Origin of the sequence: Metabacillus herbersteinensis (assembly GCF_042433335.1) — a bacterium.
GTDB classification, from domain to species: domain Bacteria; phylum Bacillota; class Bacilli; order Bacillales; family Bacillaceae; genus Metabacillus; species Metabacillus herbersteinensis.
Genome location: NZ_JBHLVO010000015.1, coordinates 88,149 through 110,831 on the forward strand (window position 1 = coordinate 88,149; position 22,683 = coordinate 110,831).

Sequence of the window (22,683 nt, forward strand, 5' to 3'; positions counted from 1 at the left end):
CAGAAGTTCACTGATGGAAGTTTCACTAAGGAGGGAATTGTGTTGACTAAAGCAAAAGGTACACATATTTCTTTGCATAATTTACCTGAGAATTTCAAAGAAGTTCATCAAGGTCTATCTAATCGAGAAGCCAGCGAGGAAGCCAATCGGTGTTTGTATTGCTATGATGCTCCTTGTATTACAGCGTGCCCAACTGATATAGATATTCCATCGTTTATTAAAAAGATTGCTTCAGGCAATTTAAAAGGGTCGGCGACGACAATAATGAGTGCCAATCCAGTAGGTGCAAGTTGTTCGCGAGTGTGTCCAACTGAAGAGCTTTGTGAAGGAGCTTGTGTGCTCAATGATTCAACAAAACCAATTATGATTGGCAACCTTCAGCGTTTTGCAACAGATTGGGCGATTCAAAATGAACAAATTCTTTTTGTGCCTGGTGAAAGGAATGGCAAGACAGTCGCCATTATTGGTGGAGGTCCAGCAGGTCTATCAACAGCACGCCAGCTTGCCCGATTTGGATTTAAAGTAACCATTTTCGAAGCGGAAGAAACAGCAGGTGGTTTAAACACTTACGGAATTGTCTCATTCCGATTACCACAAGAAATATCCTATTGGGAAGTCCAGCAAGTTGAGTCCTTAGGTGTGGAAATTCGTACAAACACTCGTGTCGGGAAAGATATCTTGGCAGAAGAAATTTTAGAATCGTATGACTTTGTCGTATTAGCTATTGGCATGGCAGATGTACCTAGCTTAGGTATTCCAGGTGAAAACAATGAAGGTGTGTATGATGCCATTCAGTTTGTTAAAGATACCAAAAAAAACGATATAACGTCGGAGTTTATAGGAAAAAAAGTTGTCGTTATCGGTGCTGGTAATACTGCAATTGATGCTGCTACTTGTTCAGTCCGCTTAGGTGCCAACAACGTTAAAATTTTATATAGAAGAACTCAAGAAGAAATGTCTGCTTATGACTTTGAGTATGAATTTGCCAAACAAGATGGTGTGGAATTCCGGTGGTTAACTGCACCGAAACAAATTGTTTCAGAAAACGGAAAAGTGACTGGACTACTATGTTTGAAGATGGAGCTAGGTGATCCGGGTAATGATGGTCGCCGTCGTCCTGTTCCAGTAGAAGGTTCAGAGTTTGTCATTGAGGTAGATGCGGTGATTAAAGCCATCGGTCAAGCAAGACACATACCTTTAATCGAGCAATTCGGATTAGAACATACAGATGGCGTTGTAAAAGTAGATAAGACAACTTATCAAACATCGAATCCAAGAGTATTTTCATGTGGTGATGTTGTTTTCGGAAAAGGCCAAGGAGAAGCCATGGTTGTAACAGCTGCCCAACAAGGTAAGATAACTGCCCTTTCCATTCATAAACAGATAAGTCAAGTCGGAGCTGTCTAAACAATTTTGTAAGGGGGAGATAGAGATGGCTAACTTATCCATTAATCTAGCAGGAATTAAGTCGCCGAATCCATTTTGGCTTGCATCAGCACCACCAACCAACTCAGGCTACCAAGTCCAGCGAGCATTTGAAGCTGGCTGGGGAGGGGCTGTTTGGAAAACGTTAGGTGATCCTATTTTGAATGTATCCTCTCGTTTTGCAGCTGTAAGCTTTAACGGACAACGAGTAGCTGGATTTAATAACATTGAATTGATAACAGATCGTCCATTGGAAGTTAATTTAAAGGAAATCTATGAAACAAAAAAGCGATTTCCTGACCATGCGATCATAGCTTCACTAATGGTTGAACCAAAACAAGAAAAGTGGCATGAGATTGTTAAACGTGTCGAAGATGTCGGAGTAGATGGACTTGAGTTGAATTTCGGCTGTCCGCATGGGATGGCAGAACGTGGAATGGGATCTGCTTCAGGTCAAGTACCAGAGCTAGTAGAAAAACAAACATACTGGGCTAAGGAAGCCGCGAAAACTCCGGTTATTGTAAAGCTCACTCCAAATATTACCGATATCACGGTGACAGCGGAAGCTGCAGTTCGCGGTGGGGCCGATGCAATAAGTATGATTAACACAATTAATAGTTTAGCAGGAGTAGATTTGAATACGTGGAATACGATTCCACACGTTGCAGGTAAAGGAGCGCATGGTGGCTATTGTGGTCCAGCTGTTAAACCAATCGCTTTAAATATGGTCGCAGAATGTGCACGAAATCCACGAATAAATATCCCGATTTCCGGTATGGGTGGGGTGTCCAATTGGCAAGATGCCGTTGAGTATATGCTTATGGGGGCAAGTGGAGTTCAAGTTTGTACCGCTGCCATGCACCATGGGTTCCGAATAGTAGAAGACATGATTGATGGCTTGAATAACTATTTAGATGCACGAGGAATTGTCTCTGTTATGGATCTTGTTGGGAAAGCTGTACCTAAATTTTCAGACTGGGGTAACTTAGACCTTAATTATAAAGTGATCGCTAGGATCAATACGGATGTTTGTATTAACTGTAACAAATGCCATATTGCATGTGAAGACACATCTCATCAATGTATTGATATGGTGAAGAATCCAATTGGTAACGACTATTTAAAAGTACGTGAAGAGGATTGTGTCGGGTGTAATTTATGTTCAATTGTTTGCCCTGTTGATGGAGCAATTGACATGATTGAATTACCTAATGAACTTCCACCGATGACATGGAATGAACGTCAAGCTGCTCTACAATCACAAGGATGCGAAGTAAATATAGTGAAACAGTAAGCGAGGGAGAGAGACTATGAAAAAGCTAATAAGAAACGGAACAGTCGTGACAGCAACTGACACATATAAAGCCGAAATTTTAATTGAAGAAGGAAAGATCACTGCAATTGGCACGACCTTACCTTCCCATGGGGCAGAGATTATTGATGCAAAGGGATGTTACGTATTTCCAGGTGGAATCGACCCTCATACTCATCTCGATATGCCATTTGGTGGGACGATTACAAAGGATGATTTTGAATCAGGAACAATTGCAGCTGCGTTCGGTGGAACAACTACAGTTATTGATTTTTGCCTAACAAACAAAGGAGTGCCATTAAATCAGTCCATACAAACGTGGCATGAAAAAGCTAAGGACAAAGCAGTGATTGATTATGGTTTTCACTTAATGATCGGCGAGATCAATGATGACGTATTAAAACAATTAGAAAGTGTTATTAACGATGAGGGAATCACTTCTTTTAAAGTGTTTATGGCCTACAAAAATGTCTTACAAGCTGATGATGAGACCCTATTCCAAACGCTCATTGCCGCAAAAGAACTAGGTGCTCTTGTGATGGTTCATGGGGAAAATGGAGATGTAATTGACTATTTGACGAAAAAAGCGTTGGCAGATGGCCATACTGATCCAATCTATCATGCGTTAACAAGACCTCCAGAAGTAGAGGGGGAAGCGACTGGAAGAGCAGCAACACTTACCGGTTTGGCTGAATCTCAATTATATGTGGTCCATGTTTCCTGTGCTGATGCTGTCCAGAAAATTACAGAGGCAAGGAATAAAGGGTTCGATGTATGGGGTGAAACATGTCCACAATATTTAGTCCTTGATCAAAGCTATTTAGAACAACCAAACTTTGAAGGAGCAAAATATGTATGGTCACCACCTTTGCGTGAAAAAGGACATCAAGAAGTGCTTTGGAATGCACTAAAAACAGGTCAATTACAAACAATAGGATCAGATCAATGTTCGTTTGATTTTAAAGATCAAAAGGAATTAGGGCGTGGTGATTTTACTAAGATTCCAAATGGAGGTCCAACGATCGAAGACCGCGTATCTATTTTATTTTCAGAAGGTGTGAAAAAAGGAAGAGTTTCATTAAATCAATTTGTCGATATCACATCTACGAGAACCGCGAAACTATTTGGCTTATTCCCTAAAAAAGGAACGATTGCAGTGGGGTCCGATGCGGATATCGTCATCTTTGATCCTAATGTGCAGCGTACCTTATCCGCTGAAGCTCATCATATGGCTGTTGATTATAATGCATTCGAAGGAATGGAAGTGACCGGAGAACCAGTGTCAGTGTTAGTTCGAGGTGAGTTTGTCGTACGCGATAAGAAATTTGTAGGGAACCCAGGCTCTGGACACTATTTAAAGAGAGCAAAATACGGGATGTTAAGTTCTTCAGATCAAAATGAAAAACTAACAATATAACCAAGAATGAACCTCTTCTAACTGTTGAAAGAGTAATGACAACCTTTTTTGCACTCATAGATCTGAACAACTCCCACGATTGCTCACTTTTTAAATGTAAGCAATCGTTTAAATACATTAGTTTTTGTAAAAATGAAGGAGGAGAGTGTTCATATGAGTAATAAGTCTTCTTATTTAAAATCACCTGACCTTTTACCAATCTCAGAAAAAGAAAGAAAGATCACTCCATTAGGCTATTCCTTTATGTGGGTTGGGATGGTTGTCGTGTTAGCAACCTTTGCAATCGGTGGGGCAGGTGTTATGTCTTTACCATTACCACTCGTTTTACTAGGAACAATTATTGGTTCATTAGCAATTGGTCTATTCATTTCTTTAACAGCTGATATTGGGATTGAACATGGGTTATCGTTTCCTGTGTATATGCGAGCGCCATTTGGAACCGTTGGGACTCATGTCCCTTCTGTTGTACGAGGTCTAGCAGCATCAATGTGGTTTGGTATTAATACGTATTTTGGTGCTACAGCGATTAATGGAATCTTAAACATTTTATTTGGGTTTGATAACTGGTTTATTTGCTACCTGCTTTTCGCCATCGTACAGCTCGTAAACACTGCTCTTGGAATTAAGGCAGTTGAAAGATTTGCAGACTTAGCAGCGCCGATCATTATCCTAATCTCATGCTGGATGTATGTTTCATTGTCTGATACAGCAGCAGTGGAGGGAAGAGATGTTTGGAGTTGGGTTGAAAATCCAGTAACAGGCGGGGCAGCTTTTACCGCATTTTTGGTCGTAATCTTTAGCAACATGGGTTTCTGGGCCACTCTTGCTGCTGATATTCCTTCCATATCTCGTTTTATCAAAGCACCTAAAAATGAAAAAAATTGGTTTAAACGAAATAAATACTCATTAATTGGTAACTTAATAGCTTTACCGCTAACTCAAGCTTTCATGGTCGTCATTGGTGGCGTTGCATATATTGCCGTCATGAACTATGATCCTGTGATTGCCTTACAAGAAGCAGCAAGTGGATTTGCATTAGGAATCTTACTACTCATGATTGTATTAGCACAATGGTCAACGAATAATGCTGCCAATGTAGTTCCAGCCGCTACTATCTTTTCAAACGTTGGGGGACCAAGATTCCCATTCTGGGCAGGGGTTGTGACAGCAGGTATTGCGGGAACCATTGTGCAGCCGTGGAATTTATTCGGTGTTATTATTCCGATTCTGTTATTTATCGGAGGCATTTTATCGGCTATTGTTGGTATTCTTGTTGCCGACTATTACTTTATTCGTAAACGACGTGTAAATGTACCAGAACTATATGAAGCGAACGGACAATATAAATATATGAATGGCGTCAACTTTGCAGGATTTATTGCATGGATTGTTGGAGCAGTTGCTTCTTATTTCGTACCTAGTTATTCATTCTTAGTTGGATTTGTAGTTGGAGCTGCTTGTTACTATGTACTTGCAAAGTATTGGTGGTTCGTGAAATACAAACAAGCTGAAATCGAAGATCCGAGCGATGAAAAATATTTAGGTTTATCAGTTGGGCGCGATTGGGTGATTGATGACTCAACAATTGATACTCCATTAGATTTACCAACTTCCGATGGACCTTCTGTATCCACATAAGCAAATTAGGTGCTCGGAAAAAATTGGGTAAGGAGGAGACTATGGTGTCTGACTATCATCTATATTTAGCTGAAAGAGACAAGATTGATTTTTTATTACAAAAAGGGTACCGCATAAATGGAGTCCTTGAGAATTTAAGTGGTGCGTTCGTTCAATTTGAGAAAGAGATAGACGAAGAAACAACTACAGAAACTTTGCACATATTGACGGCAGAAGCAAGAAAGTACTTTTCGGTTATGATGATTAAACAAAAATAAGATTACATGAATCATTTAAATTGGTAGGAGGGAAGTAGAATGGAGTTCTCCATAAAAAGCAAAGACAATGTGTATCCTTGTGAGGTAACGATTGATGAAGATAACGGTCGATATATGATTCGAAATACGGATTCAAGTGGGGAGATATTTAATACACCTGAAGAGCTTGTTCTTTAGCTTGTGAATAATTGGAAAGTTAGTGACTTCCAAGATACAGGGAAATTTGAAACTATGATGAAGGAAATTCAAGTGTATTTCCCATTTACTCGCTAATGAAGCTAGGGTCGGCCCTTTAAGGACTGATCCTTTTTCTCTAATTCTAATAAAATAGAATGTAATCAAAGAGGTGCTACAAAATGAAGGATTATTCCCCAATAACCGTCATAAATGTTTTAAGTCGAAAGCACTTTGAACAAACGATAGTGATTGCTGGAAATGATGGATTAGGGAGGCAGATTAAGTGGGTTCATGTCGTAGAGGTCACGAATATCCGAAAACTTTTAAACGGGCATGAACTGATTCTAACAACAGGAGTATCTTGGAAAGAGACAACTGACATTTGCTTATCCTTTCTTCAACAACTAATCGATTCCAATGCTTCAGGGCTATGTGTTGAGATGGGTACACACACGTCTACTATTCCAAAAGAAATGATCGAACATGCTGACAAACATCAGTTTCCGATTATTATTTTTCAAAAAGAAGTTCCGTTTGTAGAGATTACCCAAGATATTCATACATACTTGATTAACCAACAATATAAGATGATTTCTGATTTAGAACAGTATGCACAATCATTAAATAAAAAGCTATTAACAACTGACCATTATCATGAAATCCTTCAATTTTTTCAGCAGACATTAGACACACAAGTCATTTTCCGATTAAACGAACATGACATGGAGTATTTTCCTAATTGTTCAAAAAAAGAAAAAGAGAAGTGGCAGAAGCTTATTAAACACAAAGAGCTGCTAAAGACAAATTCATTTGGAAGTGCCTCTGTGCAAATTCTAGGACATGAGTACGCTGAAGTGATGATTTTATCAGACAATCAAACACTTAATGAATTTGATTTCTTGCTGTTAGATCGAACTTCAACTGCGTTAGCTCAACACCTTTTACGAGATTTATATGTAGGTGAGAAAAAAAGAATCCAAGATTCAGAGTGGATTTTAGACTGGCTAAATGGGCAACATACAAATGAGGGGATCCTCGAATATTTACTCGACCAAGAGGTTCGTACAAACATTGAAGGTGGAGTTGTTCTAGTCTACAAGTATACAAGTAGCAAGCAGAAAACGGCTTTGGATAGCAACTATTTTAAATTATTGTTTCGAACGGTGTTTGAACAGCAAGGATTTACAGCTTTTTTAACGGAAAAAAGTGATGGATTTATTTTCATCCTTCTTAATAGACGCTCCATGAAAACCTGGAAACAAAGGCTTTCTTCAGGAATTGAGAGAATGAGGGAATCTGAGTTTATCAAAAAACAAAATGCCTCCCATATCAAAATTGGCGTTGGTAAGTTTGTTGAATCATTAAATGAAATTCATAAAAGTTATCTAACAGCCGAGGAAACTGTACGAATCCAGAAAAAAATGGGTGTCGTAAAGCCACACTATTTTTACGAAGAGTTGCACCTGTTCAGGCTTATTTCCATTATGAATAAGCAAGTTGATCTTAGGGAGTTTGTTTTGGAATATTTGCACCCAATTTTTGAATACGATAAGCGCACCAATGGAAAGTTGTTAGAAACACTACGAATCTATTTAGCTTGTAACGGGTCAAAACAAGAAACAGCAAAACGCTTATTTATCGTCCGTCAAACGTTATACCACCGCATTGGGAAAATTGAGAAATTACTTGGAGAAGACTTTATGACGCCTGAAAAGCGGGTGGCAATTGAGTTTATGCTCTTAACTTATGATTATTTACTCCCGATCGAACAACGGGAAATTAATGTAGAGCTATTTAACAGAACCTAAGCAATGTGTCAGTAGAATATAGCTTGTTGTTTTACACTGTGTCTAATGAAAGCACTTTCGAAATTAGGGATAATAAACTTAAGTGAAATTTTTAATCAATTTTTTTAGGAGGAAATAAGATGTCTGCTATAAAAAGTAATACAATTTTATTAAAAAATTATCTTGGTGGTCAATGGGTAGATTCATCGGGTCAACAATCAATGCAAGTCTTAAATCCCGCAACAAATCAAGTTCTTGCAAGTGTGCCCCTTTCAACAAAAGAGGACGTTGATCTAGCCGTAACAGCTGCAAAAGAAGCTTTTAAAACTTGGAAGAATGTCCCGGTACCTAAACGGGCTAGAATTTTATTCAAATACCATTATTTGTTAACGGAGAACCATGAGGAACTTGCAAGATTGATTGTTTTAGAGAATGGCAAGGCATACAAAGAGGCACATGGAGAAGTACAGCGAGGCATAGAGTGTGTAGAGTTTGCTGCGGGTGCTCCGACACTTATGATGGGTGAGACGCTCCCTGGAATTGCTGAGGAAATTGATTCAGAAATGTTTCGCTATCCCTTGGGGGTAGTAGGAGGGATTACTCCTTTTAACTTTCCGATGATGGTGCCTTTATGGATGTTCCCACTTGCCATTGCATGCGGAAACACCTTTGTATTAAAACCTTCTGAACGTACCCCAATGTTAGCCAACAGATTGGCAGAGTTGTTCACAGCGGCTGGTGCTCCAGCGGGCGTATTAAATGTTGTTCACGGTGCACATGATGTCGTGAATGGTCTACTCGAACATAAAGACATTGCAGCAATCTCCTTTGTCGGCTCTCAACCGGTCGCTAAATATGTATATGAAAGAGCTGCGTTAAAAGGTAAACGAGTGCAAGCGTTATCTGGGGCAAAAAATCATCATATTGTCATGCCAGATGCAGACATGGATAAGGCAGTACAACATATCATTGGTTCAGCCTATGGAAGTGCTGGTCAACGATGCATGGCTTGTAGTGCTGTCGTGGTTGTTGGAGAAAATGATTCCTTTGTCGAGACACTCCGTCAAAAGGCAAAGGAACTCATTATTGGTAATGGCATGGATGATGATGTTTTACTCACATCTGTCATTCGTAAAGAACATCGAGAGAAAGCAATAGGATACATTGAAAAGGGAATTCAAGAAGGAGCATCACTTATCCTGGATGGTCGTAAGGAAATGGAAGAAATGACAGAAGGGAATTTCCTAGGTCCGACGATTTTTGATCATGTAACTTCAGAAATGACCATTGCAAGAGAAGAAATATTTGCACCCGTACTGAGTCTTCTCCGTGCAAAGGATTTAGATGAAGGATTAGAGCATCTTAACAAATCAAGATTTGGTAATGGAGCAACGATGTATACAAAGGACGCAAAAGCTGTACGGAAATTCCGTGAGGAAGCAGAAGCAGGAATGCTAGGTATTAATGTAGGTGTCCCCGCAACAATGGCATTCTTCCCATTCTCGGGATGGAAAGATTCTTTCTATGGGGATTTACATGTAAATGGAAAAGACGGCATAAACTTCTTTACTCGTAAAAAAATGATTACATCACGATTTGATTTCTAAATGTACGAAGGAGGATTAAAGATGGTACGAATAGAGAATCAAGAAGCACTTTTATCTAAGGATGAAAAATACGTTTGGCATTCAATGAAGCCTTATAGCCCTTCAAATACAATGGTCGCCTCAAAGGCCGAGGGTTCATGGGTAACAGACTCTGATGGAAACCGTTATCTAGATGCTATGGCAGGCTTATGGTGTGTGAATGTTGGATACGGAAGAAAAGAATTGGCAGAAGCCGCTTATGAGCAATTAAAGGAAATGGCCTACTACCCGTTAACCCAAAGCCATGTCAAAGCGGTTCAACTAGCTGAAAAGCTCAACGAAATGCTTGAAGACGATTATGTTATTTTCTTCTCAAATAGCGGTTCAGAAGCAAATGAAGTCGCCTTTAAAATAGCGCGTCAATATCATCAGCAACGAGGTGACCACCACCGATATAAAGTCGTTGCAAGATATCGAGGGTACCACGGAAGTTCCATGGGAGCTTTAGCCGCTACTGGTCAGGCCGAACGGAAGTTTAAATATGAACCTTTAGCACCTGGATTTATTCATGTCACTCCACCTGATGTTTATCGTGACGAGGATGAACTTGTAACAAATCCACAAGAATTAAAATCTGTTAAAGAAGTAGATCGTGTCATGACATGGGAACAAAGTGAGACGATAGCGGCCTTGATCATGGAGCCAATTATCACAGGTGGCGGAATTTTAGTACCAAATGATCACTATATGAAAGGTGTCAAAGCAGTGTGTGAAAAGCACGGGGCACTCCTAATTGTGGATGAAGTCATCTGTGGCTTTGGTCGTACCGGAAAGCCTTTTGGATTCATGAATTATGGAGTAAAGCCAGACATCATCACGATGGCAAAGGGAATAACAAGCGCCTACTTGCCATTGTCTGCAACAGCTGTTCGTAGAGAGATATATGAAGCATTTAATAGCTCAGAGCAATATGAATTCTTCCGTCATATTAATACATTTGGGGGAAATCCTGCAGCATGCGCTCTAGCATTAAAAAATATTGAAATCATGGAAAATGAAAATTTATTCGAACGTTCACGTGAGCTTGGTGAAAAACTGCTGAAGACACTTAAGAATCGTTTACAAAACCATCCTAATGTTGGGCATGTTCGCGGAAAAGGATTATTAGTGGGCATAGAGTTAGTCAGTGATAAGAAAACAAAAGATCCATTAGATGTTGCCAAAGTAAATCAAGTGATAAGTACTTGTAAGCAAAACAAGGTAATTATAGGTAAGAATGGATTAACAGTCGCGGGTTATAACAATGTGTTAACTTTGTCACCACCGTTAAATATAGAAGAAATAGACTTAGATTATGTTGTTGAAACTTTGGTAAATGCGCTAGAAGAGATAAAATAACTTCTGCACTCGTGACCTAAAATGGTTGCGGGTGTTTTTATTAAGTAATTATTTGCATAGATTGTCTTACTAACAGTAAAATAAAAGAAAAAGACGAGTTGAAATAGGTGGGAATTCGATGGTATTAAACGCTAACTATCGATTTGCGAATATCGAAAAGCTACAGAAGTTATAAAGATTAGTAGGAAGGGAGAGTTCTAATATGGCTGTATCAACTTTTAAAATCGCAAATAAATTAATTACAGGTGAAGGTGCAACCGGAAAATTATTAGATGAGACAATCCGGTTGAATATGAAAAATCCATTAATTGTTACTGATGATATATTAGTACAGGTTGGAGTCGTAAGCACAGTTCAATCTATTTTGAAAGGGCTTACAACTGGTGTTTATACTGGTGTAAAGCCAGATCCTGAGATTGCGCTTGTAGAAGAATGTACTGCTACATTCCGTGATGGCAAACATGATGGCCTCATCGCTGTCGGGGGTGGAAGTGCAATTGATATTGCGAAAAGTGTTTCTGTTTATGCAAATTTTAAAGGGAAAATCCATGAATTGTTTGGAACAGGTTTAGTTCCTGAAAAGGGATTTCCTATCATTGCAATACCTACTACAGCAGGTACAGGTTCTGAAGTAACTAATATTGCCATTCTTTCTGATACAGAAGAGCAAGTGAAAAAAGGTATCGTTAGTGACTATATCCTTCCGGATGTTGCAATTGTTGCGCCAGAAATGACACTCACAATGCCAAAGTCAGTAACCGCAGCAAGCGGAATTGATGCACTAGTTCATGCAATTGAAGCCTATATTTCTGTAAACGCTTCACCTATCACCGATGCTTTAGCCAAAGGAGCAATGCAATTAATCTATGCTAACCTTCCAATAGCATATGAAAATCCAAATGATATGAACGCGAGAGAAAACATGGCAACCGCGAGTCTAATGGCAGGAATGGCTTTTGGAAACGCAGGGGTCGCAGCTGTGCACGCCCTTGCCTATCCATTAGGTGGACGATTCCATATTCCACACGGTGTAAGTAACGCACTCTTGCTTCCATATGTGATGGAGTGGAACAAATCGAGCTGTGTCGAGCGTTTTCGTGATATAGCAGAAGCTTTAGGTGAATCTGTAGCAGGACTATCAGATCTTGAAGCTGCAGACCGTGCTGTTAGTGCTATGCGTCATTTATGCGATGTAGTTGAAATACCTAAAGGAATGCGTACCTTTAACGTGCCAGAAGAAGCAATCCCATCAATGGCAGAAGATGCGAGTAAAATCGAAAGACTATTGAAGAACAATCCTAGAGCTTTCACTATTGAAGAAATTGAACAAATCTATAAATCTGCGTTTTAAGAGGTGATAAAAGTGGAAATATAATATGTGAATGGTATCAAAGAATCTCGTAGTTTACGTGATTATGGGTGTTCAAGAATATTTTTATAATAGTAAGTATTTACAAGTGAAAAGGGAGGACATTTACGATGAAAAATTACTTGATGTATATTAACGGACAATGGGTTGGACAAGAACTCAACAAAGTAGAGGTAACAAATCCTGCTACAAGTGAAGTCATTGCAACTGTTCCAAAGGGAGGCGCGGTGGCAGCTGTCCAAGCTGTAGATGCTGCTCAAGAAGCCTTTAAAGAATGGTCTCAGTTTTCAGCTTATGAACGTTCTGAACTAATCCGAAAATGGCATGACCTCATAAATGAGAACAAAGAAGAGATCGCCAAAATCATGACAATGGAGCAAGGAAAACCGTTAAAAGAAGCACTTGGAGAAATGAATTATGCAAATGGATTCTTCGCGTGGTATGCAGAAGAAGCTAAAAGAATCTATGGAGAGATTATCCCAGCTACACAGCGTAATAAACGTTTATTTGTTCAAAAGCAAGCAGTGGGCGTAGTTGCCGCAATTACACCCTGGAATTTCCCAGCAGCTATGATTACACGTAAAGTAGGTCCTGCATTAGCGGCAGGATGCACTGTTGTCATTAAGCCTGCTAACTTAACACCACTTACTGCAATAAAAATGGTAGAGCTTGCTGATGAGGCTGGTATTCCAAAAGGAGTTGTAAATCTTGTAACCGGTGATTCTAAGGCAATTGGTCAGGCATGGTTAGAAGATGATCGCGTAAGAAAACTTACTTTTACAGGATCGACAGAGGTCGGTAAGGAATTGTTAAAAGGGGCTGCAGATACCGTTAAGAAAATATCCATGGAACTTGGAGGACATGCCCCTGTTATCATTATGGATGATGCTGACCTCGATAAAGCGGTAGAAGGTGTTATGAATTCTAAATTTCGAAATGCTGGACAAACATGTATTTGTTCAAATCGAATTTATGTCCATGAATCGATTCACGACAAATTCATTGAAAAGCTTGTTCCAAAAGTAAATGCACTTAAAATAGGTAACGGATTAGAAGAAGGTGTTGAAGTAGGTCCTCTAATTGATCAAGCAGCGGTTGAAAAAGTGAAAAAACATATTGATGATGCAGTGAAAACGGGAGCGAAAATTGAAGCAGGTGGCCAAGTAAGAGAAGGATTATATATTGAACCAACCGTATTGTCCAATGTTCATGATGAAATGCTATGTATGATTGATGAGACATTTGGACCGCTAGCTCCGGTCTCAGTTTTTACGTCTGAAGATGAAGTTATAAGACGTGCGAATAATTCTATTTTCGGTCTAGCAGCCTATGTATTTACTGAAAATATCTCACGTGGTATACGTATTACCGAAGCACTTGAATATGGAATAATCGGCCTCAACGACGGCCTTCCATCTACACCACAAGCACCATTTGGAGGATTTAAACAAAGCGGGATTGGACGTGAAGGTGGACATTATGGAATTGAAGATTATTTAGAAATAAAATATGTTTCATTAGGGATGTAATTGTGAAGTCGGAACCCCTCACTGTTGGCAGTTTCACTTTATAATACCAAAGCCCTACAGAACCTATACTAATGGTCAATAGAAATAGTTATTAAAATATGAAAAAATCTAAATAAACCTTTTTGGTTCCTGGTTGGGTTAGTGCAGAGCATTCTACTCATCCAGGTTTTTTATATTAAATTCAATTTTGTGATACTATTAAAAGAAAATTTAAAAAACAGAGGGATCGTTATGAAACATACATATTCTCCTACAACATGGGAAAAAATAGCTAAGCTCTTTATGATGTTTATTAGTGTAGTGGGGTGGATTACTATTATCTATCAGGGCTATACCATACATGAATTTACATCTTCATTTCTTATCTTATTTTTATTTATCCTATTTATTAGCATAACGGAGTACTATCCCATACCTGTATGGAAGGGTTTTACAACAGTAAATTTCCCGTTGATTTTTGTCATGCACCTGATTTATGGAACAAGTGTGACAGTTATCACGTATGCATTTATTCTTGTTATTGTCTGCGCTCTACAAAAAAGACCCTTCCGGATAATCATTTTCAATCCAGCCCAACTTTGCTTAAGTTTTATCATTGCGATAGAGCTTACAGACTATTTATCAACTCTCTTTCAACTTGAAAGTATTTCAAACGTTGTTTTATCTGGCTGTATTCATTACACTTTATTACTCGCACTCTATTATCTTATAAATAATATGATAGTTGATATTGTTTTACTATTAAGACCTCAACCTTATCCTTTCACAACTTGGAAACACAAAGTGATTTCAGAGATGAATAGCGCATTTATTTCTTTCATTTACGGTGTACTTCTTTATATGTTAGGTAATCAAAACCGCGGTGAGATCGATATTTTTTCGTACTTTTTTTTCTTTTCACCCTTAATTGCCATTTCTCTAATCGGATCAAGTTTTATACGTATAAAAACGGAGAAGAATCGACTAAAGAGCCTCTTTCATCTTACGAAAGAATTAAACAAAAATGTTTTAAAGGATAATGGAATCGATATTTTCTTAATACACTTTAAGCAAGTTCTTTTTTACGATGAGTTAATTCTATTAACACGAAAGAAGGAAGATTGGCAGATTGAATTAGAGGATATGAAATCGGATAAGACAACTTTAAAACAAGACGTATTTGAAGCATTAAACACTTTTGAAAAAATCTCTTATTTTAAAAATAAAAGTATGGACACAGGTGGACCGTTATCTCTCATTTTCCACCCAGATATGAAATCAATTATTTACGTGCCGTTACTCATGGAGAACGAATTAATTGGTTTACTAGTCGTTGCGAGAACTAGAAATGACAGTTTTGTTGAAGGGGACATAAACGCATTAGCAACGATTTCAAATCAGCTTGCCGCGATCTTAAAAACAAGAAAACTAATAAAAGATAAAGAACAACGAAATATTCTTGAAGAAAGGAACAGAATTGCACGAAATATACATGATGGAATTGCTCAAAACCTTGCCGGAGCCGTACTTAATTTGGAAACTGCGCAGAAGAAATGGGAACGCTCTCCAACTGATAGCTATTTACTTGTAGAGGATTGTATTGAAAAGCTGAGACATAGCTTATGGGAAGTTAGGAATTCGATTTATGCTTTAAAGCCAACTTCCGAAAAAAATGTTGGTCTTATACCAGCTATGACTAAAAGAATCGAAGAGTTTTCTAAAAATGAGCAAATTCAAATTACTTTAAAAATAAAAGGTAAATATTATACGTTAAGCTCCATGGTAGAAAGAATATTATTTGACACCTTTCAGGAAGCTGTTCAAAACAGTTTAAAGCATAGTGAGGCCAATCATATTGAAGTCCTATTAAGCTACCAGAAAGAAAATATCTTCATGAAAGTTAAAGATGATGGAAAAGGATTTTCCTTGTTTCACGCTATGATTAAAGCTCAAAATTCACCTCATTTTGGCATTATACAAATGAATGAATCTGCAGAAAAAATCAATGCTTCACTCCGAATAGATAGTAAGGAGGAAAAAGGTACGGAAGTCACACTCTTAGTACCAAGATTAGGAATGGAGGGCGTAAATTAATGATAAACGCTTTTTTAATAGATGATCATGCTGTTTTACGCGATGGCTTAAAAAACATACTAGAATTAGAACCCGATATAAAGGTAGTTGGAGAAGCAATATCAGGCGAGGGAATCCTTGAAAATTTAAAACTTATTCATTCAGACATTATATTATTGGATATTAATATGCCTGGAAAAAATGGTTTAGAGGTGTTAAAGGAATTAAAAGCGACATATCCAGAAAAAAAAATCCTTATTCTAACTATGTTTAGTCAAGAAGAATACTTTTATCATGCGATCGAATTGGGTACAGATGGTTACTTGTTAAAAGATGCGCCGTCTTCCTATGTTATCGATGCAATTCGAGCAATCTATAAGGGAGAATCATTTATTCACCCGCTAATGACAAAAAAACTACTAAATTTACATCAACAAAAAAGCAAAATAAAAGATGATTATGAACTAACTTCTAGAGAAAAAGAAGTCCTTCAACACTTAGTTGAGGGATTATCAAACAAAGAGATTGCAGAAAAACTTTATATAACAGATAAGACAGTTAAAATTCATGTAAGTAAGATATTTAGAAAATTAAATGTAAAAAGTCGTTCCCAAGTGATCATTTATGCAGTTCAACATAAATTAATCCCACTGCCTCCTTATGTTAAGTAAGGATGTTTTTACTACTTAAGTAGTATCTCTTTAAACTAATGTATGAGTAAATTTAGACCACTGGCTAATATACTGCATTACTCAAAATTTATATAATAATCAGCAAGGGGGGAAATTAATGATTAAAAGATTTATTACACAAGTAATACTAGTATTTGTCATTATGTTTGGTTTAACAAATGGCATACATACTCAGGCGTTAGCGAGCAATCAACTAAAGATTGAAAGCAAGCTGTTTACCCTATTAGAAGAAACTGAACTTCCAGTTGAAGTGATTATTCATTTCAACACCAGTACACAAAATGAAAGTAAAGCGATTCTAAAATCTGTAGGAATCGAAAAAGGAATCTTGTTAAATAAATTACCATTGGCTGGAACAGTCGCAACAAAAAAACAAGTTGAGCAACTAGCAAAATCTCAATCTGTTCAATCTATTTACTACAATCAAAAACTTCAATATGAAAATGCGGATGCCACCCGTATAACTGGTGTAGATCAAGTAAGAACAGATTCTACTTTTATGAAAACAAATAAAGGTTTACCAATCACTGGGAAGGGCATTGGTGTTTTAATTAATGATAGTGGTGTAGATGGAACTCACCAAGATCTAGAATTTAAGAATCATCTCGTTCAAAATGTTACTTCATCTCTAAACCTACATGCTTTATCAGATTTGTTACCCATAACTTATGTTGAGGATGTTCCTAATACAGATTCTAACTCAGGTCATGGTACACATGTTGCAGGAATTGTTGGCGGAACAGGCGAAATGTCAGGTGGGAAACATGAAGGTGTTGCACCAGGAGCGGATCTCATCGGTTACGGTTCTGGAGCAGGACTAGCGATCATGGATACTTTAGGAGCTTTCGATTATGCTTTAACACATCAATTCGAGTATAACATCCGGGTAATCACGAATTCATGGGGAGACACAAGTGAGGCTGGTCTTCCATTTGATCCAAATCATCCGATTAACATCGCAACGAAAAATTTATTTGATCGGGGCATATTAACCGTTTTTTCAGCGGGGAATTCAGGTTCAGCTGAAGGAACGATTTCTGGAAACTACAAGAAAGCTCCATGGGTTGTTACTGTTGCAGCAGGAACAAAAACAGGGGGACTGACTAGCTTTTCTTCAAGAGGAAAAGAAAATGTTAATGGTACCGTTGTTATAGATGGAGAGGAATGGACTTGGTTAGATCAACCAACTGTTACAGCCCCTGGAGAAAATATCACCTCTACACGAGTGATCTCTCCGATTCCTGTATTAGGGGTAGTAGATGACGCGGAGTTTATTGAACCAGCTTACATGCCTTTTTATACAACAATGAGTGGTACCTCGATGGCAGCACCACATGTTGCAGGAATTGCTGCGCTATTATTTGAAGCAAATCCGACATTATCTCCTTTAGAAATGAAAGAAATATTAGAAACAACTTCAACGCCAATGGACTATGAGCCTTGGGAAGTTGGCTCTGGCTATGTAAATGCGTACAATGCCGTTAAAATGGCCTATTCATATAAATAAGGGAGTGAGTAAAATTGAAAAAGAAACTAATGTTTTTGTTCATCATAGCTACTATGTTATTTTCAATAGTTGGAATAAATGCGAGCAACGAAGTAGATGCAAGTACTAGTGTGTATGTAGACAAGAAATTACGAGAAGCTCTTTCCTTAAAACAAGAAGTCTACCAGGTTATCGTTACATTCAAAGAAGACGGCCCTGTTACAGAAGCAGGACTAGACTTACTTAAAAATTTAGGGATCGATACAGGAATCTCGATGAAATCTTTACCTATTGTAGGGATTTTAGCAACGAAAGATCAAGTTGAAAAATTATCGGAACAAGATCAGATTCTTTCACTTTACTTAAACGAGAAATTAGAGTATTTTAACTCAGATTCAACAGCAATTACTGGCGTCGAAAAAGTTCGTACTGATCAAACCTTTCAAAAAATAAATAACGGGCTCCCTTTCTCTGGAAAAGATATTGGGGTAGTGATAAATGACAGCGGAGTAGATGGCACACACAAAGACTTAGAGTTTGGTAGAAATTTAGTTCAAAACGTTTTAGCAAGTACTAATTTAAATAGTTTATCACCTCAATTGTTGCCCATCACTTATAAGGAAGATGTAGTGAATACTGATACAAATTCAGGTCATGGTACACATGTTGCTGGAACAGTCGGAGGAACTGGTACTCTTTCGGGAGGTAAGTATGAAGGTGTTGCACCAGGAGCAGACTTGATTGGTTATGGTTCAGGAGCAGCTTTATTTATTTTGGATGGTATTGGTGGATTTGACTATGCAATTACTCACCAACAGCAATATAACATCCGTGTTATTACAAATTCTTGGGGATCATCGGGTGATTTTGAACCATCTGATCCAATAAACATTGCTAGTAAGAAAGCCTATGATCGAGGAATTACCGTTCTTTTCGCAGCAGGAAATTCAGGCCCTGGGGAAAACACACATAATCCTTATGCAAAAGCACCATGGGTCGTTTCGGTTGGAGCTGGAGTGAAAGATGGAACATTAGCAGATTTTTCTTCAAGAGGAACGAAAGGTGTAGGAGGTACATTTGAAGTAGATGGGAAAGAGTGGACATGGGAGGACCGACCAACGCTTACAGCACCAGGAGTTGACATCATCTCGACAAGAACCATTGCCCCTGTCGCTTTACTTGGTGCAGATAAGGATGCGGAACTCATAGAACCTGCTTATTTACCACACTATACTACGAGCAGTGGTACCTCAATGGCAACACCACATGTAGCAGGTATTGTTGCACTTCTTTTAGAGGCGGATCCAACCTTGTCTCCTGAAGAAATTAAGGATCTTTTACAAAAAACAGCGACAAATATGCCTGGCTATGAAGAATGGGAAGTTGGAGCAGGATATGTGAATGCATATACAGCCATTGATTCAATCGTTAATAATAACGACTATGGCAAAACGGTGAATATGTATCAAGAATTTAATAGCTCTGTTGATACAAACACGACTAAAAAAGAGTTTATCGTAGATTATAATCCACTAACATTTACTACAGAAAATCAATACGCATTTGAGGTAGCGGAGGGGTTAAATACACTAACTGCTCAGATTCATGCAAAGGGACTTTTAGAGGAAACTGGAAATCCTATTAATCTTATTTTAGTAGACCCGAGTGGGAAAGAATATAGTTCGGGTATAAGCTTGCTTTTCCCACTTACTGTTGACCGAACAGTTGTTGTTCAAAGTCCTGTTCCAGGGAGCTGGAAAGTGAAGATTTCTGGACTACGAGGAAATGAAATCAATCCAGTTGGTCTTGCTACATCTGAAGAAGTAAAGGGCACCTTATCTTTTACAAAAGTAAATGGTTTTAATGGACTAGGTGATATAACAGGACATCCAGCTGAAAATGCAATTAAATTAGCCGTTAATGAACGTCTTGTTGATGGTTTTCAAAATGGACTTTATAAACCTGATACGTATTTATCTAGAGCTGATTTAGCTAAATACTTAGTAATAGGGGCTGAAGTTCGTCAAAATCTTACGAATACAAATGGAGTAAAGGATGTATCAACTGATCTATTGCCGTTTGCCTCAGCTGTTGTTTCAAAGGGAGCTGCATTTAGAGACGGTACTCAAACTCTAGGTGGTGTGATGAAATTAAATGAAAATCAACAATTCGCCCCAAAAGATTCAGTCCTAAAATCAGATTTAGCTTATTCGCTCGTTCAGGCACTTGGACTAGAAAAAATGGCAAAGGAATTTGATGGAGATGTTACCGTAGTTCACAAAGAAGAAAGAGTTCCCGTCCTAGATACAAGCAGTTTACCAAACGATATCAAAGGGTATGTACAACTAGCAATTGATTTAAATATATTAAATGTTAAGTTTGAAGTTGTTCAAGGACCATACGATTTAGAGCCGAAACTGAAAGCTTATTTCCAACCAAATCATAAGGTGACACGTGGAGATTATGCTGTAGCTGTAACAAGATATCAAAAGTCATTTTTGGAGTAAAATAAGGTAGCAGTATTTATTAGTAGTTACCGTAAATGATCAGTAACCAAAGAAAGATTCAAGAGATGAACATTTACTTTTTCATATAACTAAAAGGATGAGTTATTTGATATGATCCCCTTATAATAGACAGAGTAAAGAAAAGACTTTATTCTAACTACTATAAGGGGATTTTTATATGGGCAAAATTAGAGAACTTATGATCTCGCCTTCAAGGTCAAGGCGGTAAATTTATGATGGTATAGGCTACGATACGGTAGCAGAGTTGGGAATGGCCCTACCACTTTCTCTTAGGTTTTATTAAGTAAATTATGGAGTCAATAAATTGCTTGAGGAATATGATTTATTTAATTTAAAATAGTGTTATTTATATGATTCAATTGTTATAATTAGAATATCCTAAAGAGTTAAAACATAGGTAAATAGATATGTGAACATCATACTAGAAGAAAGGGGGAAAAGAACCAAATAATGAGTTATGAACTTTTGAATTTTGGTGAAACACTTTGGTCATTAAGAGTTTATAAAGGGATGGATATTAGTGATTTAGCTGAAGATATCTGTTCTGAGGAAGACTTTATTTTATTTGAAAAAGATAGGAAGTCTCCCACACTTGAACAGCTTTATAAAATTTCAATCAAATTAAACATTGAAATAAGTGATTTTTTTGGTTTTACTTCAGCGGGTTCTATAGACTACGTATCATCGGTATATAATTTAATTAAAAAATACAAGAGAGACCGTAATTACCAAGCTATTAATGTCATTATTGAAAAGGAAAAAGACAATCCTTTATTCAAACCCCCCTCAAGAAAACAATTTTTAATGTGGCATGAAGCTATTTGTTCATATTACTTAGCGAAAGTAGAAATAAGGGATAAGGAAGTATCAATTAAAAAACTTTATGAAGCAATTGAACTTACCAATCCCTCTAAAAAGGGGCTATCCGAAAGGGAAATTGAAATTCTAATGTCGATATCTTTATTAGAAAAAGATGATTCGAATTTTGACGAAGCAATAATTTTATTAAATGAAGTCTTGAAAGATTTAGACAGACTTCCTAGTATAATTGATACTAGAGTACAATTACGAGCATTGTTTGGCTTATCACAGTCACTTTCTAAAGTTAATAATTTTGAAGAATCATTAAATTATAGTTTAAAAGGAATAGATCAGTGTATAAATAATGAAGACTTTTACTTATTCGGTGAATTTTTATATCAAACAGGCTTAAATTATATAAACCTTGGCAATTTAAAGAAAGGGAAAGAATACTATACAAAATCCATACAAGCTTTTGAACTTCAAGGAAACGAAAAGTTAAGTGAGGTAGTAAAGGAAGAAATAGAAAAAGTCTTAAATTAATGATACTAAATTTAAAATAAAGGAGAAATAATATACCATGAAGAAATTTATTATCGTATCAGTTCTAACTTTTGGGTTAATAGGAGTTTCCAGTTTATTTGACACAAAAGACATAATAACGGCAGAAATGCCGACTCAGCACAGTCTAAAACCAATAAAATTAGCAGAAATGCCGACTCAACACAGTCTAAAACCAATAAAATTAGCAGAAATGCCGACTCAGCACAGTCTAAAACCAATAAAATTAGCAGAAATGCCGACTCAGCACAGTCTAAAACCAATAAAATTAGCAGAAATGCCGACTCAACACAGTCTAAAACCAAAATTAGCAGAAATGCCAACTCAACACAGTGTAGGTCTTGTTTACTTTGCATGATAAATATAGATAACTCTTAAAGAGGATTATATCTTAAATGTTTTTTTGCGCTTTTGGGAGTTTCCTCCATTAGAAAAAACCAATGAAGGTTGTATTTTTGTCTTTATTCCTTTATTAGGTTTTTCATTCTGGGAAATTCAAATAACTATTTAATGATACATATAGAAGCAAAAAATATCGTGATAAATAAAAACTGATCTATTTTAGATCAGTTCAGTTTGTAGACAAAAGGAGTTCGGAATGCTCTCATTCCGAACTCCTTTTTGATTTTTTTATTGGATTTGAAGCAATTATAGAGAATAGTAGACCT

At 37.4% G+C, this 22,683-nt stretch carries 17 protein-coding genes; all 17 read left to right on the forward strand.

Features of this window, described 5'->3' with window-relative positions; all coding sequences use genetic code 11:
* Positions 1-42: 42 nt before the first annotated feature.
* The 17 genes from ACFFIX_RS16605 to ACFFIX_RS16685 all read left to right on the forward strand — a co-directional run bounded on the left by ACFFIX_RS16605 (position 43) and on the right by ACFFIX_RS16685 (position 22,373).
* Positions 43-1,407: an NAD(P)-dependent oxidoreductase gene (locus ACFFIX_RS16605; RefSeq protein WP_378935934.1), complete on the forward strand. Its 1,365-nt coding sequence runs from the start codon at positions 43-45 to the stop codon at positions 1,405-1,407.
* A 25-nt stretch (positions 1,408-1,432) separates the two neighbouring features.
* Positions 1,433-2,719, forward strand: a complete 1,287-nt coding sequence (gene preA, locus ACFFIX_RS16610) for an NAD-dependent dihydropyrimidine dehydrogenase subunit PreA (protein WP_378935936.1) — start codon at positions 1,433-1,435, stop codon at positions 2,717-2,719.
* A 16-nt stretch (positions 2,720-2,735) separates the two neighbouring features.
* Complete coding sequence (hydA, locus tag ACFFIX_RS16615) at positions 2,736-4,154, forward strand: dihydropyrimidinase (RefSeq protein WP_378935938.1); 1,419 nt, start codon at positions 2,736-2,738, stop codon at positions 4,152-4,154.
* A 153-nt stretch (positions 4,155-4,307) separates the two neighbouring features.
* A complete protein-coding gene (locus ACFFIX_RS16620; protein ID WP_378935940.1) occupies positions 4,308-5,792 on the forward strand; it encodes an NCS1 family transporter in 1,485 nt (494 codons plus the stop codon).
* A 44-nt stretch (positions 5,793-5,836) separates the two neighbouring features.
* A complete protein-coding gene (locus ACFFIX_RS16625; RefSeq protein WP_378935942.1) occupies positions 5,837-6,049 on the forward strand; it encodes a hypothetical protein in 213 nt (70 codons plus the stop codon).
* Between the two features lie 39 nt (positions 6,050-6,088).
* A complete protein-coding gene (locus ACFFIX_RS16630; RefSeq protein ID WP_378935944.1) occupies positions 6,089-6,226 on the forward strand; it encodes a hypothetical protein in 138 nt (45 codons plus the stop codon).
* 179 nt (positions 6,227-6,405) lie between these two features.
* A complete protein-coding gene (locus ACFFIX_RS16635; protein ID WP_378935946.1) occupies positions 6,406-8,034 on the forward strand; it encodes a PucR family transcriptional regulator in 1,629 nt (542 codons plus the stop codon).
* A 119-nt stretch (positions 8,035-8,153) separates the two neighbouring features.
* A complete protein-coding gene (locus ACFFIX_RS16640) occupies positions 8,154-9,620 on the forward strand; it encodes a CoA-acylating methylmalonate-semialdehyde dehydrogenase (RefSeq protein ID WP_378935948.1) in 1,467 nt (488 codons plus the stop codon).
* Positions 9,621-9,641: 21 nt separating this feature from the next.
* A complete protein-coding gene (locus ACFFIX_RS16645; RefSeq protein ID WP_378935950.1) occupies positions 9,642-10,997 on the forward strand; it encodes an aspartate aminotransferase family protein in 1,356 nt (451 codons plus the stop codon).
* A gap of 202 nt (positions 10,998-11,199) precedes the next feature.
* Complete coding sequence (locus tag ACFFIX_RS16650) at positions 11,200-12,348, forward strand: iron-containing alcohol dehydrogenase (protein ID WP_378935952.1); 1,149 nt, start codon at positions 11,200-11,202, stop codon at positions 12,346-12,348.
* Between the two features lie 128 nt (positions 12,349-12,476).
* The gene (locus ACFFIX_RS16655) at positions 12,477-13,895 is read left to right on the forward strand and encodes an NAD-dependent succinate-semialdehyde dehydrogenase (RefSeq protein ID WP_378935954.1); all 1,419 of its coding nucleotides are present in this window, start codon (positions 12,477-12,479) and stop codon (positions 13,893-13,895) included.
* A gap of 231 nt (positions 13,896-14,126) precedes the next feature.
* The gene (locus ACFFIX_RS16660; protein WP_378935956.1) at positions 14,127-15,968 is read left to right on the forward strand and encodes a GAF domain-containing sensor histidine kinase; all 1,842 of its coding nucleotides are present in this window, start codon (positions 14,127-14,129) and stop codon (positions 15,966-15,968) included.
* Entirely contained in the window at positions 15,968-16,618 is a 651-nt protein-coding gene (locus ACFFIX_RS16665; protein WP_378935958.1) for a response regulator, read from the forward strand. The genes ACFFIX_RS16660 and ACFFIX_RS16665 overlap by 1 nt, the downstream gene beginning before the upstream one ends.
* 118 nt (positions 16,619-16,736) lie before the next feature.
* Positions 16,737-18,146 (forward strand): S8 family peptidase, encoded by a 1,410-nt coding sequence (locus ACFFIX_RS16670; protein WP_378935960.1) that lies wholly within the window; start codon positions 16,737-16,739, stop codon positions 18,144-18,146.
* 14 nt (positions 18,147-18,160) lie between these two features.
* Positions 18,161-20,632 carry a S8 family peptidase gene (locus ACFFIX_RS16675; RefSeq protein WP_378935962.1) on the forward strand — a complete coding sequence of 824 codons (2,472 nt, stop codon included), beginning with the start codon at positions 18,161-18,163 and terminating at the stop codon, positions 20,630-20,632.
* A 471-nt stretch (positions 20,633-21,103) separates the two neighbouring features.
* Complete coding sequence (locus ACFFIX_RS16680; RefSeq protein ID WP_378935964.1) at positions 21,104-21,997, forward strand: helix-turn-helix domain-containing protein; 894 nt, start codon at positions 21,104-21,106, stop codon at positions 21,995-21,997.
* A 37-nt stretch (positions 21,998-22,034) separates the two neighbouring features.
* Positions 22,035-22,373 carry a hypothetical protein gene (locus tag ACFFIX_RS16685; protein ID WP_378935966.1) on the forward strand — a complete coding sequence of 113 codons (339 nt, stop codon included), beginning with the start codon at positions 22,035-22,037 and terminating at the stop codon, positions 22,371-22,373.
* Positions 22,374-22,683: the final 310 nt, after the last annotated feature.

Bases quoted from the DNA above. Each gene is read 5' to 3' on its own strand.
- ACFFIX_RS16645 (WP_378935950.1), top strand. From the start codon at position 9,642: ATGGTACGAATAGAGAATCAAGAAGCACTTTTATCTAAGGATGAAAAA.
- hydA (WP_378935938.1), top strand. From the start codon at position 2,736: ATGAAAAAGCTAATAAGAAACGGAACAGTCGTGACAGCAACTGACACA.
- ACFFIX_RS16620 (WP_378935940.1), top strand. From the start codon at position 4,308: ATGAGTAATAAGTCTTCTTATTTAAAATCACCTGACCTTTTACCAATC.
- ACFFIX_RS16630 (WP_378935944.1), top strand. From the start codon at position 6,089: ATGGAGTTCTCCATAAAAAGCAAAGACAATGTGTATCCTTGTGAGGTA.
- ACFFIX_RS16660 (WP_378935956.1), top strand. From the start codon at position 14,127: ATGAAACATACATATTCTCCTACAACATGGGAAAAAATAGCTAAGCTC.
- ACFFIX_RS16655 (WP_378935954.1), top strand. From the start codon at position 12,477: ATGAAAAATTACTTGATGTATATTAACGGACAATGGGTTGGACAAGAA.
- preA (WP_378935936.1), top strand. From the start codon at position 1,433: ATGGCTAACTTATCCATTAATCTAGCAGGAATTAAGTCGCCGAATCCA.
- ACFFIX_RS16635 (WP_378935946.1), top strand. From the start codon at position 6,406: ATGAAGGATTATTCCCCAATAACCGTCATAAATGTTTTAAGTCGAAAG.
- ACFFIX_RS16680 (WP_378935964.1), top strand. From the start codon at position 21,104: ATGAGTTATGAACTTTTGAATTTTGGTGAAACACTTTGGTCATTAAGA.
- ACFFIX_RS16665 (WP_378935958.1), top strand. From the start codon at position 15,968: ATGATAAACGCTTTTTTAATAGATGATCATGCTGTTTTACGCGATGGC.
- ACFFIX_RS16685 (WP_378935966.1), top strand. From the start codon at position 22,035: ATGAAGAAATTTATTATCGTATCAGTTCTAACTTTTGGGTTAATAGGA.
- ACFFIX_RS16640 (WP_378935948.1), top strand. From the start codon at position 8,154: ATGTCTGCTATAAAAAGTAATACAATTTTATTAAAAAATTATCTTGGT.
- ACFFIX_RS16650 (WP_378935952.1), top strand. From the start codon at position 11,200: ATGGCTGTATCAACTTTTAAAATCGCAAATAAATTAATTACAGGTGAA.
- ACFFIX_RS16670 (WP_378935960.1), top strand. From the start codon at position 16,737: ATGATTAAAAGATTTATTACACAAGTAATACTAGTATTTGTCATTATG.